At 68.9% G+C, this 17,295-nt stretch carries 11 protein-coding genes, 2 pseudogenes and 1 CRISPR repeat array; of the genes and pseudogenes, 12 read left to right on the forward strand and 1 reads right to left on the reverse strand.

Going from position 1 to position 17,295, the window contains the following annotated elements; genetic code table 11:
- Positions 1 to 326: 326 nt before the first annotated feature.
- From cas3 to cas6e, 6 genes are all read left to right on the forward strand, one after another.
- Entirely contained in the window at positions 327 to 3,449 is a 3,123-nt protein-coding gene (gene cas3, locus AB0K02_RS24090; protein ID WP_365994585.1) for a CRISPR-associated helicase Cas3', read from the forward strand.
- A gap of 437 nt (positions 3,450 to 3,886) precedes the next feature.
- On the forward strand, positions 3,887 to 5,533 hold the full coding sequence (gene casA, locus AB0K02_RS24095; RefSeq protein ID WP_365994586.1) for a type I-E CRISPR-associated protein Cse1/CasA: 1,647 nt from the start codon (positions 3,887 to 3,889) through the stop codon (positions 5,531 to 5,533).
- Positions 5,530 to 6,111, forward strand: a complete 582-nt coding sequence (casB, locus tag AB0K02_RS24100; protein WP_365994587.1) for a type I-E CRISPR-associated protein Cse2/CasB — start codon at positions 5,530 to 5,532, stop codon at positions 6,109 to 6,111. The genes casA and casB overlap by 4 nt, the downstream gene beginning before the upstream one ends.
- 47 nt (positions 6,112 to 6,158) lie before the next feature.
- On the forward strand, positions 6,159 to 7,298 hold the full coding sequence (cas7e, locus tag AB0K02_RS24105) for a type I-E CRISPR-associated protein Cas7/Cse4/CasC (RefSeq protein ID WP_365994588.1): 1,140 nt from the start codon (positions 6,159 to 6,161) through the stop codon (positions 7,296 to 7,298).
- Positions 7,295 to 8,089, forward strand: coding sequence for a type I-E CRISPR-associated protein Cas5/CasD (gene cas5e / locus AB0K02_RS24110; protein ID WP_365994589.1), 795 nt, complete (start codon positions 7,295 to 7,297; stop codon positions 8,087 to 8,089). The genes cas7e and cas5e overlap by 4 nt, the downstream gene beginning before the upstream one ends.
- Before the next feature lie 2 nt (positions 8,090 to 8,091).
- The gene (gene cas6e, locus AB0K02_RS24115; protein ID WP_365994590.1) at positions 8,092 to 8,919 is read left to right on the forward strand and encodes a type I-E CRISPR-associated protein Cas6/Cse3/CasE; all 828 of its coding nucleotides are present in this window, start codon (positions 8,092 to 8,094) and stop codon (positions 8,917 to 8,919) included.
- 40 nt (positions 8,920 to 8,959) lie between these two features.
- Positions 8,960 to 9,413: a CRISPR direct-repeat array (repeat unit 29 nt; unit sequence CTGCTCCCCGCACCCGCGGGGATGGTCCC).
- Positions 9,414 to 9,516: 103 nt separating this feature from the next.
- On the opposite strand, the gene AB0K02_RS24120 is transcribed toward cas6e, so the two are convergent.
- Positions 9,517 to 9,978 (reverse strand): DUF1877 family protein, encoded by a 462-nt coding sequence (locus AB0K02_RS24120; protein WP_365994662.1) that lies wholly within the window; start codon positions 9,976 to 9,978, stop codon positions 9,517 to 9,519.
- A gap of 293 nt (positions 9,979 to 10,271) precedes the next feature.
- Here AB0K02_RS24120 and AB0K02_RS24125 point away from each other — a divergent pair.
- From AB0K02_RS24125 to AB0K02_RS24150, 6 genes and pseudogenes are all read left to right on the forward strand, one after another.
- A pseudogene (locus AB0K02_RS24125) lies at positions 10,272 to 10,988 on the forward strand (IS701 family transposase); the annotation flags it as partial.
- A 119-nt stretch (positions 10,989 to 11,107) separates the two neighbouring features.
- Positions 11,108 to 11,731 carry an SCO6880 family protein gene (locus tag AB0K02_RS24130; protein ID WP_365994591.1) on the forward strand — a complete coding sequence of 208 codons (624 nt, stop codon included), beginning with the start codon at positions 11,108 to 11,110 and terminating at the stop codon, positions 11,729 to 11,731.
- A 123-nt stretch (positions 11,732 to 11,854) separates the two neighbouring features.
- Positions 11,855 to 13,096 (forward strand): ATP/GTP-binding protein, encoded by a 1,242-nt coding sequence (locus AB0K02_RS24135; protein WP_365994592.1) that lies wholly within the window; start codon positions 11,855 to 11,857, stop codon positions 13,094 to 13,096.
- Positions 13,097 to 13,259: 163 nt separating this feature from the next.
- Positions 13,260 to 15,125 (forward strand): TraM recognition domain-containing protein, encoded by a 1,866-nt coding sequence (locus AB0K02_RS24140; RefSeq protein ID WP_365994593.1) that lies wholly within the window; start codon positions 13,260 to 13,262, stop codon positions 15,123 to 15,125.
- Between the two features lie 320 nt (positions 15,126 to 15,445).
- The gene (locus AB0K02_RS24145) at positions 15,446 to 15,994 is read left to right on the forward strand and encodes a hypothetical protein (protein WP_365994594.1); all 549 of its coding nucleotides are present in this window, start codon (positions 15,446 to 15,448) and stop codon (positions 15,992 to 15,994) included.
- Positions 15,995 to 16,326: 332 nt separating this feature from the next.
- Positions 16,327 to 17,282: pseudogene (locus AB0K02_RS24150) on the forward strand (transposase); the annotation flags it as partial.
- Between the last annotated feature and the right edge of the window lie 13 nt (positions 17,283 to 17,295).

Here is a 17,295-nt window from a genome sequence, read left to right on the forward strand (position 1 = left end):
GCTACCCGCAAGGACCACCCCCGCGCGTGAGCAGTGGTGGAACTTCGACAGCGGCTGGTCGATGCGGGGACCATCCCCGCGCGTGCGGGGAGCAGACCGTGCCGAGGACAAAGTTCACCGTGTGCTGGGGGCCATCCCCGCGCGTGCGGGGAGCAGCGCGGTGTGGCGAGCTGCAGGTTGGTGATGTCGGGACCATCCTCGCGCATGCGGGGAGCAGCAGTTGACGTCGGCGAGTGCGATGCGGGTTCCGGGACCATCCCCGCGCGCGCGGGGAGCAGCGCTTCAACACCCTGGAGCCCAAGATCTACAAGGGACCATCCCCGCGCGTGCGGGGAGCAGTATCCGGTCTCGCCGGGGCAGGAGTACGAGGCGGGACCATCCCCGCGCGTGCGGGGAGCAGTCGTCTGCCAGCTTGTCCAGCCGGCCCTCCGGAGGACCATCCCCGCGGGTGCGGGGAGCACACTTCACGACATGCGATTTTATCCAAAGCACTGCGGCTGACTCCCACCTGTGGCGACTCGGCCCGCATCCTCGGGAATCACGAACTCAGGTGCGACGAGCCCCATCCGTACCTGTCCGCCTGGATGCGCCCGGACAAGTTGTCAGCGCCGGGCCGTACCGTTCGGGTCATGCTGCAGATCTGTGACCGCCTCGGGCTGACTACTGAGGAGATAGCCCGCTTGGGAACCCTGTGGGGGAAATCCGCGGAGAAGGGCGGCGGGACGATGTCCCTGCTGCTCTGCCACATGCTCGACACCGCGGCCGTCGCAGAGTTCATGTTCGACCGTTACCTGGCGCCCGCCACCCGCGACATGCTTGCACGGTTGTCCGATGGGAACGGCCGCCGGTTCTTCGCATGGCTCTGCGGGATTCACGACTGCGGCAAGGCAACTCCCGCGTTTCAGCGGAAGTCCAGAGCCGAGGCCGCCGCGCTAGCCGATGTCGGCCTCACCTGGCGTGCCGGCATGGTGACCGCCGACACTTCCCGTCAGTGGAGCCACGACAAGGCCGGGGCGTTTCTCCTCCGCCAGTCCCTCAAGGACGTTGGCCGGTGGGAGCGGCGGCATGTGGACTGGGTGTGTCCGCTGGTGTCTGGACACCATGGCACCTTGCGTGGCGCCACGGCGAAAGACATCACACATGCGCGCGGCAACGCTCACGGCAAGTCCCATGAGTGGAAGCGGGCGCAATCTCTGGTCGTCGAGGTGTTCACTGCCGCGCTCGGCTACGACTCACTCGCCGACGTCCAGCCCGTGACAGTGCCGGCGCGCGCCGAACAACTTGGCCTGCTCGGCCTGGTCGTCATGGCCGACTGGATCGCCTCCGACGCCACGCAGTTCCCTGGCATTCCCGAGCTGGCACGTATCACCCTCGCGGTCGCGCGGCGCCGGGCTGCGGCCGCCTGGCGGCAGGGGCGTTTCGGCGGGGGTCTGCGCCGCCTGCAGCCGACCGACGGAACCGATCTGGTGAAGCTGCGGTTCGGGCACGATGCCCGTGCCTCGCAGGCCCTTGCCGTCGATGTCGTCCGGGCGATGGGTGCGCCGGGCTTGGTGTTCCTGGAGGCCCCGATGGGCGAGGGCAAGACGAAGACGGCACTGGCCGCGGCGGAGGTGCTGGCCGAACGGTTCGGTCTGTCCGGCGTGTTCGTCGGGATGCCCACCCAGGCGACCGCCGACCCGATGTTCACGAACGTCCGCGCCTGGGCTGCCGCAGCCGAACCAGGCAGCGAGGACGACGTCGTACTCCTCCACGGCAAGCGCGCCTTCAATCCCGAATGGAAAGCCATCCAGTCAGGAGACTGGACCACTGCCGACGCCCGGTTCCGGACAGTGCAGGAAGACGGCCCCGACTCCTGCTGTGCGAACCGGCAGGGCCCGGCCGACTGGTTCCTCGGGCCCAAGCGTGGCCTCCTCGCACACCTCACCGTGGGAACCATCGACCAACTCCTGTACGCCGCCACCCGCACCCGACACGTCATGCTGCGCACCGCCGGACTCGCCGGAAAGGTCGTCATCCTCGACGAGGTCCACGCCTGCGACGTCTACATGTCCCAGTTCCTCAAGGAGGCCCTGCATTGGCTCGGCCAGGCCCGCATTCCGGTCCTGCTGCTGTCCGCGACCCTGCCGCCCACGCAGCGTGCCGAGCTCGCCGACGCCTACATGTCCGGTGCCACAGGCAGTGCCGACGGCCTCCAGCTGCCCGCCCCCGGCGGGTACCCAAAGGTCACCGCCGTCTGGCCCGGCATGACTTCCCCCCTCGTCGCCCACACCTCGACCTGGCGCGATGACCTCCCTGTTCGGGTCCGTGTTCTGCCTGAATCGCCCGCCCGCAGGAACGACCCGCGCACGGACCGGGACATCGAGCAGCCCATCATCGATCTCCTCACCCGCAAACTCGCCGCCGGCGGCGTTGCCCTCGTCATCCGCAACACCGTCAGGCGCGCACAGCGCACCTACCGCGAGCTCGCCGCGGCCTTCCCCGAAGAACGTGTGATCCTGCACGGGCAGCTCACCACCAGCGCCCGCGCCGACCGCACCGAACTCCTCCTCGACCAGCTCGGCCCCAGCAGCACGCCCCGCCCGGATCGGCTGATCCTGGTGGCCACCCAGGTCGCCGAGCAGTCATTCGACATTGACGCCGACCTGATCGTCACCGACCTCGCGCCGATCGACCTCCTCCTCCAGCGCATCGGCCGCGTCCACCGGCACACCGCCACGGAGCGGCCCGGCCACCTGCGCCGACCCACCGTGTACGTCACCGCCATGCAGCCCCGCCTCGACACCCCTCCCGGGATCGACCGCGGTGCAGAGTTCATCTACGGCCGTCACCTCCTGATGCGCACCGCAGCTGCTGTCCTCGATGCGGAGCGTGCCGACGGCTGGAGCATCCCCTCACAGGTCCCCAGCCTTGTTGCCGCCGTCTATGGCGAACGGGACCTCGTGCCCGACGCCTGGGCTACCGCTGCCGAACAGGCCCAAGCGGACTGGGAGACCAAGCAGAACGACCGCCGCCAGGCTGCCGGCCCCTTCCTCCTGTCCAGGCCCGGCGAGCGCGCCCTCCCGCACCTGGACGGCCTCCACTACGCGGCCACCGGAGCTGCCACCGAGGAGCACCTCGCGGCCACCGTCCGAGACGGCGACATGTCCCTCGAGGTCATCCTCCTCGTCCAGGACTCCGCCGGGTACCGCACCCTCGAGGGGCATCGCCTCGGCCCTGGTGGAACACCTAGCGGCGATCTCCTCGAGACTCTCGCCGGGGACATGATGCGCCTGCCACAGCGCCTCACGCCGGCCGCGATCGACAACCTGAGTCCACTGCCCGGATGGACCGATCATGTCTGGCTCCGCAACACCCGCGCGCTCGTGCTCAGCCCCTCCCTCATTGCCACGATCGGCGAGTACGCAGTGAGCTACGACGCCGAGACCGGACTGGCATACACGCGCGTCTGAGCTGTAACCCGTTCAGCGCCTGGCAGACTGTCGGCCAGGAAGCCCCGCCCCGCGCCCGCCTGCATGCCACCTGCAGGTGGGAGTGATTGGCCAGCCCCCCCGCATGCGTGGGGGTGCCTTGCACGATGGACGGGGACGGGATCCCGCCCGGTCGCGGGATCCCGCTTGTCGCACCGCGCAGCCCCCGCGCATTTCGCTCCGCGCAGCCGAGGGCGAGCAGCTGCCCTGACGGATCGTTGATCGCGTAGTCCCACGCATCAGGGGGATGCCTTAGGGTTTCGTTCCCCCCATGAAAGCGGTTCGGCTCTTCGGACGGCAGGGATTGCCTGAATTCGGACCTGATTGTCAGACCCCTCCTGTATGTATGTCGTCGGGTCGCGCGGAACGCGAGGCCCGGCTGATGCCTGCTCAAAGGCAGCGCTAGGGAGGGGACTTCGTTGGATCCGAGGTGGTGTCTGGTCGACAGTCTTGACTGGCTCCCTGTTGAGGGGCCCGACGGGCCGAGAGAGGTTCCGTTGCGCGAGGCCCTCCTTAGGGCACACACGTTCACGAGGCTGGCGCCAGACATGCCAACCATGGTGCCAGTGCTTCTGCGGCAGGTCCTCGTGCCGGTTGTTCTCGACGCACTGGGACCCATCGACCCGGGTGCGTGGGCGGACATGATGAACGGAGGCGGATTCACTCTCCAGCAGCAGGAGGCGATCGGCCGCTATCTGGACGAACGTCTAGACCGCTTCAACGTGTTCGACGACACGGCGCCGTTCGGCCAGGCCGCCGGGCTGAAACACCCGGGGGGAAAGGTCCATCCGGTGTCGGTGCTGATGCAGCACGTGGCGACCGGCAACAACACTCCGTTGTGGGATGCCCGGTTGGTGTCCGACCCGGCACCGCTGCCTGTGGGGACAGCGGTGCGCTGGATGCTGCATGCTCAGTGCTGGGACACCGGCGCGATCAAGACGGCAGCGGTCGGTGACCCGCAGGTGAAGGCGGGCAAGACCACAGGCAACCGTACCGGCCCGCTTGGAAAGCTGGGTGTGGTGACGCCCCTGGGCCGCACCCTGTTCGACACGATCGTGCTGAACCTGCCGCAGGGCGAGCGGGCTGCCGGGGACCGGCCGCAATGGGATCGGGCGCCGATGGGCCCTTCCTGGCAGATGCGGGTGCCTTCGGGGGTACTGGACCTGTTCACGTGGCAGGAGCGCCGTATCCGGCTGATCCTCGAAACGTCAGATGCCGGCGGCGCACCAGAACAGGTTCGGTGGGTCGTGATGTCGGCCGGGGACCGAGTCGACGGGCCGCAGCCGGAGGATCCCCATACTTGCTGGACGATCAAGACAGACAAGGCCAAGGGCAGCGTCCGCTACCCGCGCAGGCACCTGCCGGGAATGACGGGGTGGCAGGGTCTGGACGCGTTGCTGACGATCGACCGGGACACCGCCGGGTACGAGACATCTGGGCTGCTGATGCAGGCTGCCGCCGGGACCCTGCTCGGGGACCTGCCGCCGGACTACCCCCTGCGGGCAGCGACATGCGGCATGGTGTACGACACCAAGGGCGCCATCGTCAAGGACGTCCTCAGCGACGAGGTACCCATCCCCGTCGGCGCGCTCCGCTCCGACCTCGCCGTACGCGGCTCGGTGATACTCGTAAGTGAGCAGGCCCAGGCCCTTGCCCGCGCCGTCCATCACCTGGCCGAGAACCTGCTGCGTGCGATCGGCGGCAAGCCGCCAGCCCAAGGCAAAGGGCAGCACGCCGGCACCAAGCTCCTCCACGTCCTCGACCCACTGGTGCGCAGGTTCCTCACCGGCTGCCAGCGCAACCCCGAAGACGACGAACTCGACCAGGCGCACAAGGCCTTCGAGACCCTCGCAGAGCGAGCGGCGCGAGCGGCCGCCGAGGAACTCCTGCATCGTCTGCCCGGCAAGGCGTTCACCGGCCGGGCCGTCACGAAGAAGGACCGCGGCAAGACGGTCACGACCATCTACCAGCAGGCGAGCGCCGAGCGGTACTTCTACGCCGCCGTGCGGAAGACCCTGACCCATCTGTACCCGCAGCCGGCCATCGCCGAGGAGACCGCAGCATGACCACTCCCGAGACGAATGCCGGCACATCCGGCACGGAAGCACCCTGGTACTGGGCACAGTTCGAGCCCGGACGGCCCAAGGCCGGTTCGATGCCCCCTGGCGGCGAGCTGGCCGCACTGCGTCTGGGCCTGACCGTCGATGCCGGGCAGGTGCCGCAGATGTGGCCGTTCTACCGGTCCCGGGTCGATGACGAACTGGCCGCACGCGGTCTGGTTCCCGACCGGCTGGTGGCTGAGCACATGGCGCTCGCCCTGTTCGCCGCCCACCAGCAGGGCCAGCCGCGGCTGATGCACCGACCCGGCGTGCGCCTCGGTACCGCCATGCGGGCGCTGCACGACCGGTTCAGCCGGGAAGGCGTCGACAGCCGGATGGCCGCGGCCGCGCAGGCCCGCACCATGGGCACGGCCTTCTACCACCTGCGCGGCTTGGTCTCCCAGCTGGCCGTCACGGGACAGCCCCTCGACTACACCCGGCTCCTGGCCGACCTGCGGTCGTGGCCATTCCCCGACTCCCGGGCACGCACGGTCCGCACCTGGGGGTCGGACTACTACGCGTGGGCCAAGACCCCGGAGAAGTAGCTCCGCCCCGCAGCCTCAGTACGTTCCATCTCAGCAAGGAGTTCAGCATGTCCATCGGCCTGACCCGTCGCCGGTTCATCGACGTTCACGTGCTGCAGACCGTGCCGCCGTCCAACCTGAACCGGGACGACGCCGGCGCTCCGAAGGAAGCGACCTACGGCGGGGTACGCCGGCCGCGGGCTTCCTCGCAGGCGTGGAAGCGAGCAACCCGTATGGTTTTCTCCTCCCTCGGGATCGGCGAAGACCAGCTCGGTACCCGCACCAAGCAGATCGCCGACCACCTCACCGGCCGCATTGCCGCCCGCACCGGACTGGACGAGACCTCGGCCGGCCGGCTCGCGGTCGCGGTGCTGGCACCGCTCGGGATCTCTGCCAGCAAGAACAAGGAGGAGGAAAGCGCGTATCAGCTGTTCTACGGCAACAAGCAGATCGAACAGCTGGTGGACCTGGTCGCCGACCGGGCGGCCCAGCTCGCCGCCCTGGACGACAAGAAGCTCGCCACGGAGTTCACCGCCGCCCAGGCCCGAACGGCCCTGATGACCGGTCACCCCATCGACGTCGCACTGTTCGGCCGCATGGTCGCCAACCTGCCCGACATCGACGTCAACGCCGCATGTCAAGTCGCACACGCCATCGCCACCCATGGCGCCGAGCTCGAGTTCGACTTCTACACGGCCGTGGACGACCGGCAGGGACCCGATAGCAAGGGCGCCGGCATGATGGGCCGGATCGGCTTCAACTCCGCCACCTTCTACCGCTACGGCGCTGTCGCCCTGCACCAGCTCGACACCAACCTCTCCGACCCGGCCGCCGCAGTGAAGGCCACCATCGCGTTCGTGTCCGCCTTCGTCCGCTCCATGCCCACCGGCTACGGCAACTCCTTCGCCCACCGCACCATGCCGCAGCTCGTGGCCGTCACCATCCGCGACGACCACCCCGTCAACCTCGTCACCGCCTTCGAGAAGCCCGTCACCGCGTACGGCTCCACCGGCTACGCCGCCCCGTCCGCGGCCGCGCTGGCCGCCGAGCAGACCGCCATCGCCACCACGTGGGGTGCCCCGGCTCTGTGGACCGGTGTCACGCACGCGTTCACCGACACCACCGCTAAGGCCCTTGACGAGAGCTTCGGCCAGCCACTCACGTTCCCCGGGCTGCTGGACGCACTGACGGCGGAGCTCTCCCGGTGACCGGCACGGCCACACTGCTGCTGCGGCTCGCCGCCCCGCTGCAGGCCTGGGGCGACCACCGCGCCGTCCTCGACAGCCGGCACACCGCCCCACAGCCGACGAAGTCCGGCGTCATCGGACTCCTCGCGGCCGCGCTCGGCCGCGACCGCGACGAGCCCCTCGGCCAGCTCGCCGACCTCACCATGGGCGTCCGAGCCGACGTACCGGGCACCCTGCTGCGCGACTACCACACCGTCAGCGACTACCGAGGCGTCCCACTATTGTCGACGAACCTCAACGCCAAGGGCCGGCAGAAGCCAACGAGCAAGCCCCGGTACATCCAGCCCACCCAAAGGTTCTACCTCCAGGACGCTGCATTCCTCGTCGGCGTGAACGGCCCGGCCGACGTCATGGACGAACTCGCCGCTGCCGCAAAGGCCCCGGCCTGCCTCCTCGGCCTCGGCCGCCGCTCCTGCCCACCCACCTTCCCTCTCGTCCTCCGCCTCACCGGCAGCCCTCTGATCGAGGCCCTGACGGAGCAGGACTGGCTGGCCTCTCCGCACGCCCGGACCATGTGGCAGAACCGCAACCGCGGAGCCAGCCCCGCCACGATCGGCCTGCCGGCCACGATCGACGACCCCAACGGCGACACCGTCCTTCACGACCAGCCCATCAGCTTCGGCCTCGGCCAGCAGCGGCACACCACCCGGCGCGTAGCCCACCGGCTGATCACCGTCGCCACGGGCTTCACATCCGTCTCCGGGACACCGGCCAGCGAGGAACACGACCCCCTCGCGCTCCTTGGATGGTGACCATGACTTACCTCTCCCGCATCCCCCTTGCGCCGCTGCGCGACGGCGCCCGCAAACTCCTCAGGTCGCCCCAGGCCATGCACGCCGCCGTCCTAGGCGCCGTCGCCTACCATCCCGAACCCGGCCGCACGCTGTGGCGCCTGGACGCCGACAACCCCCACCGCCCCTACCTGTACGTGCTGACACAGCCCGAACCGGACTGGACGGCCCTGGTAGAGCAGGCTGGCTGGGCCGTCGACCACGCCGGTGCCAAGCCTGCCGTCGCCGAATACAAACCGCTCCTCGCTCGCCTTCAAGCCGGGCAGAGCTATTCGTTCCGGCTCACCGCCTCCCCGGTGATAAGCACCAAACGCACGGAGCTGCTGAATCCATCACAGGCTGCCCGTCAGGAAGTCACCCGGACGGGAGCCAATCCAGCGCACCGGTTGTCGCACCGCGTCGCCCACCGCACGACCGAGGCACAACTCGCCTGGCTAACCAGCCGCGTCCACAAGCACGGCTTCGAGCTACTGCCCATACCCGGCACCGCCGACCCGGCGCCTGGCATCTTCCCCTTCGCCGACACCGAGACAACCGCCGAGCCGATCCTCGACGTCCGCCTCGTCCGCCGCGACAAACACGTCTTCACCAAGACCGTGACCAACGAGACTGGAAGCAAGACTGGAACAACGAAGGTCACCATCGCGGCCGCCACCTACGAGGGCACCCTCCGCGTCACCGACCCCGTCGCCCTGGCCCGCAGCCTCATCAGCGGCATCGGCCCGTCCAAGGCCTATGGCTGCGGCCTGCTCACCCTCGCTCCACTGTCCACACAGAAACCAGCGCCATGACAGCGCATCGGCCACGCACCGGTGCGCGCGAGCTGGAAGGCATCGGCCCTGTGCCGCAGGGATGGTCCCATCGGCGAGCTGGTCGGTAATCTGCGCCGGCTGCTCCCCGCACCCGCGGGGATGGTCCCCAGTCGACGGGCTCGACCGTTCCGATCGCCGTCTGCTCCCCGCACCCGCGGGGATGGTCCCAGCCCGCCTGACACCCGCAGAAACGGGGGTGCCTGCTCCCCGCACCCGCGGGGATGGTCCCCTGACCGCGGACAAGCCGACCGTGAGCGTGCACTGCTCCCCGCACCCGCGGGGATGGTCCCAGGCCCCAGCAACCGCACGCGGGGCAGGCGTGCTGCTCCCCGCACCCGCGGGGATGGTCCCAGCAGCGGAGTGGTCACGGCGTCGCGCACCACCTGCTCCCCGCACCCGCGGGGATGGTCCCACGTGACGTCTCAGAAAAGGTTGAACGTGCGTCCGCTCCTCGCACCCGCGGGAATGGTCCCACCTAATACTCCAGCCGTAGATCATGATCTTGCTGATGGGGGGTGCGATTGGGCGTTTCAGTCGGCCAGTTGAGCGGCCACCGACCTGGGAGTCGCGGGCTGGTCAAAACGAGAAATGCTTGACCACCGCCCAGCCCCGCTCCGCCGACCTGCAGTAGAAGGCCCGTAGGTCCTCGTGGTACCGCGCCAGGCGCTCCCGCAGCTCCTCATCCGACTCGGACGAGGGCAGCTGCCGCCACTCCTGCCACCGGTCCGGGAACGACACCCCCTCCAGGTACGCTGCCGCGCGCGCCACCTCCGGCGGCTCGAGCACCACGTGGCCCGGGCCGCTGCCGGGGTCCGGTATGTGCCGGCCGCCGAAGACGGGGAGCTCCCGGTCGCCACCCGGCTCCGACGGGGGCCAGTAAAGCTCATTGAGCTGGAAGAAGCCGCTCTCCAGCCATACTGCACCTCCTGTGCGGACCCGCCGCCTCAGCTCGTCGAACTCCACATCGAATAGGGCTTCAAAACCCGCCACGTCCCCGGGCAGCCCGGAGGATTCGAGCCCTTGAAAGTAGATCCACATACTCACAACCCGGCAAACTACCTGGCGCCACTGACGCCAACACCGTGGCAACAGCACACCGCAGGCACGAGCGGCACGGCGAGGAAACACTCAAAACAGCCATCCGCGACCAGATCTGCCGGTTCTGCCTGGCCAACGCGCAATTGGCCAACCGGGGTGCGCAGTTACAGGGGGATGGCTGAGATACGGGTGCGGTCACCGTTGATCATCGGCGTGTGAAGACTAACGATCTTGCGGTGGCCGCGGGTCACAGCGTAGACCCTGCCCGCTGGCAGGAGGCGTTTGAGGTCCTGATGGGCCGGATAGCCGGCCGGTTCGCGCGAGTGGAGCCCCGGCGCCGGGTGAGGGACTTGGTGCTGGGGCTGCTGTCGGACCTGCCGCGCAAGAACTGCTGGTCGATCGCCGAGTGGGCCGGAGAGGCCACCCCGGACGGCATGCAGCACCTGCTCGGCCGGGCCCGATGGGATGCCGACCGCGTGCGTGATGACGTGTGCGAGTACGTGCTGGAGCATCTACACGACGAGGATGCGGTGCTGGTGGTCGACGAGACAAGGGACGTGAAGAAGGGCACGCACACCGTCGGCGTCCAGCGCCAGTACACCGGCACCGCCGGGAGGATCGAGAACGCCCAGGTCGCCGTCTACCTCGTCTACGCCGGCCGCCGCGGGCACGCGGCGGTGGCCCGCGAGCTGTACATCCCGCGCTCGTGGACATGCGACCCGGACCGCTGCCGGGCCGGCGGACTGGCCGAGGACACCGTCTTCGCGACCAAGCCGGAGCTGGCCACCCGCATGATCGGCCGATTCCTCGACGCCGGCCACCGCGTGGGCTGGGTCGCAGGCGACGAGGTCTACGGCGGCAACCCGAAGCTGCGGGCCGCGCTGGAAGAGCGCGGGGTCGGCCACGTGCTCGCGGTGGCCTGCTCAGCCGAAGTCACCACCGGTGCGGGGAAGTTCCGCGCGGACGCCCTGGCCGCGAAGGTGCCCAAGCTTGGGTCGATGAACCGGCCGCACCAGAGAGCTCGGCGCGTGCCGCCGGATCCGTTCGATGTACTGGTGGTCCGGGACCGGGCTGGCTCCAGCCTCAGGACTTCGGTGACCCTGCGACCGCCGAGATCTGGGACGGCAATTTGGACGAGCCCGGGCTCGCTTCGCTCATCCACCACAGCTATGCGCCCGACCACTGGATCAATGACACCCGCGGCATGGACCGCGTCAGTTGCTGGCCGGCCGAGATGGACGCCCGGGAGCCCACCCGCATGGCGGCCCGCAGCTGGGAGGGCGCCGATCCGTGGTACACGTCCACGGCCTGGATCAAGCAGTTTCCCGTGCTGCCCGTGGGCGTCAACTTCATGGCCCCGCTGCTGCTGTACGTCAGCGACGTGATCTTGACGGTCGGGGTGACGATGCGGCTGCTGCCGGCCGACAAGGCCCTTGAGGACGCGATGGCGGACGTCACCAACGAGGCGGGCCAGGCCGACAACCACCCAGGGAAGATCATCGACCCGCGCGAGGAGCGTGAGCTGGGGGCGTCCGCCTCCACCATGCACGACCTGGCCAACGGCGCGGCCGGCGTGCGGCTGACCGGGTGGGTCACGGTCACCGCGCCGTCTCCCGAGCTGCTGGTGCAGCACCGCAACACGGTGCGGGCGGCCGCGGTCAAGTCGCAGCTGGCGCTGGAGTGGTGCGACTCCGAGCAGTACCGCGCGTTCGCCAACACCCTGCCCATGGTCACTGGACTGCTGAAGGACTGAGGCGCCATGCTCGAGCTCATACGCCGCCAGTCCCTGACCAGACGGCGAGCGCTGCGGACCACCACTGCCACCGCGTCCGGGCTGTACCCCGCGGTGGGCGCCCCGTCCTCGGATCCCCGGGGGGTGATCATCGGTCGGGAGATCTACTCCGGCAAGGCCTACATCTACGACCCGTTCATCCTCTACGACCCCAGCGCCCGCGAGCGTCTTCCCAGCGGGCACGCGCTCGTGCTCGGCAAGTCGGGCTTCGGCAAGTCGTCGCTCGAGAAGTGCTATGTGCTGCGGCAGTTGCGCTTCAGGGACCGCTCGTTTTGCGTCCTGGATGCCCAGGGCGAGGACGGTGTCGGCGAGTGGGACAGCATCGCGCGGGCCCTGGGCGTCACCCCCGTCCGTCTGGTGTACGGCGGTGAGGACGGCGAGGGGGTGCGGCTCAACCCGCTGGACCCCCGGATTCCCGCGCAGTACCAGTTCAAGATCCTCTGCTCGATGGTGGAAATCATCGGCGGCCCGCTGAGCAGCGAGAGCGAGTTCGCACTCTCGGTCGCCCACGCGGCCGCGCAGGTTCGGGCCGCGGCCGAGGAGCGGGTTGCGGTCCTGTCCGACATCCACGACGCGCTGACCAACCCCGAGCCGGCCATGCTCGGCCGGCGCGAGGTCGGCGTCGAGGACATGGTCGAGTGGGGCCAGCCGGCCAGCCTGGCGATGGACCAACTGTGCAGCCCCACGCGGGATCTGGCCGGGTTGTTCAACGGTCCCACCACGCCCGGGATCGACCTGGACGCGCGGCTGATCGTCTTCGACCTCACGCGGTTGCCGCGGGAGGGCGAGGCCATGCCGTTGCTGATGAGTGTGATCGGCCCGTGGCTGCGCTACGCGTGGATCAAGGCCGGGGACAGTGTCAAGCGCACGTTGATCGTCGAAGAGGCCTGGCACATCCTCTCCCATCGCCCCGTGGCCAGGCTTTTTGAGGAATTCGTCCGGTATGGACGGCGGCTTGGTCTGTCGTTCTGGGCGATCCTGCACCACCTCGGCGACCTGATGGTCGACGAGGCACCCGAGGCTGCGGCCATCTTGAAGCTCACTGCCACCCGGGTGCTCTACCACATGGACAAGGCCGAGGCCGACATCACGGCGGACTACCTGCAACTGCCCGACTGGGCTCGCGAGGCGCTGGTCGACGGCGCGAGCCGCTGCTCGCCGGGGCGTGCCGTGTGGCAGGTGGGCAACCGGATGCACCTGGTGGAGCACATCCGCAGTGCCACCGAAGCCGAGTTGACCAACACCAACCGCAAGATGACCGAGGCCAGTTCCGGGAGCCAGGCGCCCGCGGCACCGCTCATCTCGATGCGAAAGAGCACAGCCTGATGACTTCCTTGAACCTTGCCGCACGCGCGCCGTTTCGGCACACCACGACGCTGTCCACCCGGTCGCCTGATGATCCCCGCCGCGGTGCCCGCGCCGGTGTGGCGCCCACGGCCGGTCGGCCGACCAACCGTGGCTCGATAACCGCCGGTGGGGGTGCACGGTAGTGGCCAAGGTCGTCACCCCGCACTCGGGCAACCGCCTGCACGTCTACAAGGACGCATGGTGGATCGCCTTGTGCGTCGCCGCGGTTGCACTCACCCTCTGGACCTGGGTTGCCGCCGTCGTCTCCGGTCTGCTGGCGCACGCCTCCCCTGCCCTGGTGTCGTGGAACGAGACGGCGGCCGCCATCCCCGCCCTGCTGTCCGATCCGCTGAGCCCGCAGGACGCCTACCCGGCCGGGGCCGGAGTGGGCGGGCCGCTCGCCTTCTACCCGCCCTTCCTCGCCGCAGCGGCCGGCACCTGCTGGGGAGCCCGGACCGGGTGGCGGCGCTGGCGTTCGATGCGGGACGAGGGCACCGACGGACTGGCCACCAGCGGCCAGCTCGAAGAGGCCATGGGCGAGGCCAAGGCCCTGTCCCGGCTCGGCGCGCTGCGCCCGAGTCTGGCCACACCGCGGCCCTCCCTCGACAAGGCGGGCGGACCCGCCCGTGCGCTGCCGTGGCGCTCCAGCGCGCCGCCCAAGGTGACCGATGTACCGGTGACGGAGGTCGCGGTCTTCTGCGGCACCGCGATCCCGACGGGCGTCAAGCTGTACATTCCGTTCGAGGAAACCGTCTTGATCGTCGCTCCTCCCCGGGAGGGCAAGACGTCGCAGCTGATCATGCCGTGGATCCTCGACTTCCCCGGCAGTGTGCTGGCCACCTCCTCCAAGACCGACGTCCTGTACGCGACGGCGAAGTTCCGCGAGAAGTACGGGCCGGTCATGGTGCTGGACCCGACGGGGTTGTCCAATTGGCCGCTCCAGCTGCAGTGGAGCATCGTCGACGGTTGCGAGGACTTCACCGTCGCGCGCAAGCGCGCCGAAACGCTCACCGGCACGACCAAGTCGGATGAGGGGACAAAGAACGGCGGTTACTTTGTCATGAACGCCCAGATGCTCATGACATGCTGGCTGCACGCCGCTGCGCTCGATGGGCTGAGCGGCATGGACATCCTGCGCTGGGCCACCGCGCCCACCGAACGGCAGCCGGTCGACATCCTCGCCGCCCACGGCCAGGAGAACCTCGCTCGGGCCCTGGCCGCCCAGCATGCTGCGGCGCCTGAGGAGCGCTCGGCGAGCTGGCGCACCGCCGAGCAGTCCATCCTGGCCCTGTACGACCACAAGGTAGCGGCGATCTTCGGCAAGTCCCCACGCGATGAGAAGAACTTCTCCATCACGAAGTGGCTCACCGAGGGCGGCACCGTCTTCCTCATCGGCGAGGAAGACGAGGGTTCCAGCCTGGCGCCCATCATGGCGGCGTTCAGCCGGGCGATCCTCGACACCGCCAAGGTGATCGCGGCCCGGATGCCCAACGGCCGTCTCGACCCGCCGCTCGCGCTGCTCGGCGACGAGCTGGCCAACGTGGCACCCCTGCCGCAGATCCCCAGCCTCATGTCCGTCTCCGGATCGCAGAACATCTTCATGGTCGCCGTCTTGCAGAACTTGGCGCAGGCGCACGAGAGGTGGGGGGAGCTGGGTGTGAGGAAGATGTTCGCCGCCGCCACCATCAAGGTCATTCTGGGTGGTGTCTCGGACGAGCAGGAGCTGAAGACCTACTCCCAACTCGCCGGCGAGTTCGAGGAAGACACCGAGTCGATCAGTGACGACGGAGACCGTGCCTCCATCAGCATCTCCACCCGGCGCCGGGCCGTGCTCGAGCCCGGGGACATCCGGCAGATCAAGGAACGTGAGGGCCTGGTCGTACATCGCCGCACCCCCGTCACCCGGGTCAAGTTCGAGCGTATCCACGAAGGCCCCCGCGCCAAGGAGATCAGCGAAGCCACCAAGGAAGCCCTCAAGAAGGTGAACAGCCATGCCGCCAGCAGCTGAGTGGTCCGAGGACGTCCTGTCGTCCATTCACGGAGAACTGGTCAGTCTCGCGCGGCGCATTGCCCGCCTGGAGGAAGGGCCCTCCCCCAGGCCTGCGCCGCCCCCGCGCAAGGACGACGATCCGCTTGGCCCGCTCTTTCACGCTCTGGAGTCCATCAGCAGCGAACTCACCGACTTCGCCGAGCGCCTGGCCCAGCTCGAAGACGCCGGGCCCCGCTCGCGGCGCCGACCCCGCTTCCCCCTGTTGGTGATCTCGCCTGGGACGTCCGCTGCGGCCGTGCGTGCGGCGCGAAGCCGGCGGGCACGAAAGGCGGTGCACCGTGCCTGATCCACTCGGCCCGCTCTTCGACGCGCTGGAGTCCATCAACGGTGAACTCACTGGATTCGCCGCGCGTCTGGCCCGGCTTGAGGACGCCGGGGCCGTGCGTGGTGCGGGGAAACAGGGGGCCTCCGGCGAGGACGGCGACAGCGCCCGTGTCCGCGGCGCACCTATCACGTGGCACAAGGTCAAGAAAGAGGAACGGGAGGAACTGTGGGGCGAGTTCACCGCGTGGGTGATCCGAATGGCCGACACCTACGAGCTGACCACCGAACAGCTGCCGCATGCCTGCTGGTGGGAGCACGGCGCCGTAGTGGCCGAGCTGACCGCGCTGTGGACCGGCTGGGAGTCGGCCTACGGTAACGAGGAAGACGCGGCCGCCGGCCCCTACCTGTGGCATGACGCCTGGTCACGCGGCATCGATCGGATCAGCCGCACGTGGCTCGGCGAGTGCACCAACGGATATCACCAGACCAAGTCGCGCACCGTCTGGGGCACCGACCCCGCCTACCGCAAGAAGATCATCGAGGCCGGACCGCCCGGAGTGTAGGGTCTCAGAGTTCGTGGCCAAATCTCAGACCAGATGGCCACTGTTTGGCCAGTTGGCCACGTCGCTGAGACGCGCACGTTGTCTTGTCGCACTGAGGTTGTCGGATTCTCACCGCTTCTCGTTTGCGCTGTCGGATTCTCATTGCGTCGCGCGCTGAGCGACGACGTTTGCCCCGTACGTGGGGTTTGATCTCATTTTCCTGGTCCGGTTCTCGTTGTACCTGGCACGGTCGTTTTCGGCAGGTACGCGGAGCCGGGGGTGGCGATGGATCTGGGGCTGGTCGATGTCGAGTGGGCTGACGATGAGGGCGGCGGGCTGCGGAAGTCCGTGCTGTTGCCGTCGGCCAGTGGCGGCCAGGTGACCCCGAGGTTCTGGTCGTCCTGGACGCCGGATACGACGCCCCGCGCATAGCCCACCTGCTGGCCGGACTGCCTGTCGAGATCCTCGGCCGACTCCGGTCCGACCGCGTGCTGCGGCGGCCGACACCGCCGCGGGTCTACGACCCCAAAGGTGGCCGGCCGCCCAAGCACGGAGGCGAGTTCGTCTTCGGCGACCCTGGCACCTGGGGTGCTGAGCAGGCCGTGACGACCACGGACACCCGCCTCTACGGGAAGGCGACCGCGCAAGCGTGGGACCGACTGCACCCGCGGCTCACGCGCCGGGCCGCATGGCTTGACCACGACGGACCGCTGCCCATCATCGAAGGCACCGTCATCCGCCTGGTCGTGGAGAAGCTGCCCAGCGGCGGGGTCAACAAGCCGGTCTGGCTGTGGTGGTCGAGGATTGGCGCCACCGATGCGGACTCGACCGCTGCTGGCAGTCGTTTCTGCGTCGCTTCGACCTGGAGCACACGTTTCGCCTGTTCAAGCAGACACTCGGGTGGACCAAGCCTCGGCTTCGCAGCTCGGAAGCGGCCGACCGGTGGACCTGGCTGGTGATCGCCGCCTATGCCCAACTGAGGCTCGCCCGCCCGCTGGCCACAGACCTTCGCCGACCGTGGGAGAAGCCGGCCCCGCCGAACAAACTGACACCCGCTCGGGTCCGAAGGGGGTTCAGACACCTCTGCACGAAGACCGGCTCTCCGGCTGGTGCGCCGAAACCATCTCGTCCTGGCCTTCCAGGACGGCCCCTGGGCTCGAAGAATCGCCACCCGGCCACCCGTCATGACGGGGGCCGGGTCCTCGCGACCGGCGAGGCGTTCAGCCGCCCTGCCCACCACAAGGTCGGCACCAAACCCCGGCGAACGGGTCAAGAAGAAACTGGTCGGAAGGGAACCGGACCTGCCTGATCGTCCGAAAGGG

Origin of the sequence: Streptomyces sp. NPDC049597 (assembly GCF_040675505.1) — a bacterium.
Taxonomy (GTDB): domain Bacteria; phylum Actinomycetota; class Actinomycetes; order Streptomycetales; family Streptomycetaceae; genus Streptomyces.

What these genes read in the sequence shown, in the direction of transcription:
- casB (WP_365994587.1), top strand. Translation starts at nt 5,530, where the DNA reads ATGACCACTCCCGAGACGAATGCCGGCACATCCGGCACGGAAGCACCC.
- cas7e (WP_365994588.1), top strand. Translation starts at nt 6,159, where the DNA reads ATGTCCATCGGCCTGACCCGTCGCCGGTTCATCGACGTTCACGTGCTG.
- cas6e (WP_365994590.1), top strand. Translation starts at nt 8,092, where the DNA reads ATGACTTACCTCTCCCGCATCCCCCTTGCGCCGCTGCGCGACGGCGCC.
- AB0K02_RS24120 (WP_365994662.1), bottom strand. Translation starts at nt 9,978, where the DNA reads ATGTGGATCTACTTTCAAGGGCTCGAATCCTCCGGGCTGCCCGGGGAC.